Genomic DNA, 1,349 nt, shown 5'->3' with positions numbered 1-1,349 from the left:
TTGGGGTTGTGGACCGGCATAACGGAAGAGGCTATTGTAGCTGAAGAGGTCTGGAAAGACCCACCATAGAAGGTGATAGTCCTGTAAGCAAAACAAGAAGACTTCCAGCCGTGATCCAGAGTACCACGGGACACGTGAAACCCTGTGGGAAGCAGGGGGGACCACCCCCCAAGGCTAAATACTACCTGGTGACCGATAGTGAAGAAGTACCGTGAGGGAAAGGTGAAAAGAACCCCGGGAGGGGAGTGAAATAGAACCTGAAACCCTATGTCTATAAGCAGTGGAAGTTCTTTATATGAACGACCGCGTACTTTTTGTAGAACGGGCCAGCGAGTTACGATATGCAGCAAGGTTAAGTTGTTAAGCAACGGAGCCGCAGGGAAACCGAGTCTTAATAGGGCGCTTTTAGTTGCATGTCGTAGACCCGAAACCGGGTGACCTACCCATGGGCAGGATGAAGCGGAAGTAAAATTTCGTGGAGGTCCGAACCGTTTAGCGTTTAAAAGCTATCGGATGACCTGTGGGTAGCGGTGAAATTCCAATCGAACCCGGATATAGCTGGTTCTCCTCGAAATAGCTTTAGGGCTAGCCTCGAGTTTAGTGACGTGGAGGTAGAGCACTGAATGGTCTAGGGGCGTTTATACGTTACCAAAACCTATCAAACTCCGAATGCCATAGTCATATGCTCGGGAGTCAGACTGCGTGAGATAAGTTTCGTAGTCGAAAGGGAAACAGCCCAGATCACCAACTAAGGTCCCTAAGTACAAGTTAAGTGGAAAAGGATGTAAGACTACACAGACAACCAGGATGTTGGCTTAGAAGCAGCCATTCATTCAAAGAGTGCGTAATAGCTCACTGGTCGAGTGGTCTTGCGCCGAAAATTACCGGGGCTCAAACTTGTCACCGAAGTTGTGGGATACGTAAGTATCGGTAGAGGAGCATTCTGTATGGGTTGAAGCTACACCGTAAGGAGTGGTGGACTGTACAGAAGAGAGAATGCTGGCATGAGTAGCGAAAGGTGGGTGAGAATCCCACCCGTCGAAAGCCTAAGGTTTCCTGAGGAAGGCTCGTCCACTCAGGGTTAGTCGGGGCCTAAGCTGAGGCCGAATGGCGTAAGCGATGGACAACAGGTTGAGATTCCTGTACTACCTATAAGCGTTTGAGAAATGGAGTGACACAGTAGGATAGGTTATGCACACCGTTGGTTGTGTGTGTCTAAACCCGTAGGGAGTTTCTACAGGCAAATCCGTAGAGACAATTCTGAGAGGTGATGGGGAGCGAAATTTAAGTAGCGAACTAACTGATTCCACACTGTCGAGAAAAGCTTCTATCGAGCAAGTAGGTACCCG

1 rRNA gene is annotated in these 1,349 nt (G+C 49.1%); it reads left to right on the top strand.

The features are described 5' to 3' along the window. Positions 1 to 1,349 (top strand): 23S ribosomal RNA (locus HNR33_RS22785); the annotation flags it as partial.

Source organism: Brassicibacter mesophilus, from assembly GCF_050433385.1.
GTDB classification, from domain to species: domain Bacteria; phylum Bacillota; class Clostridia; order Tissierellales; family Proteiniboraceae; genus Brassicibacter; species Brassicibacter mesophilus.
The sequence above is the reverse complement of the archived record's forward strand: the minus strand, read 5'-3'. Positions and strand labels throughout refer to the sequence as shown.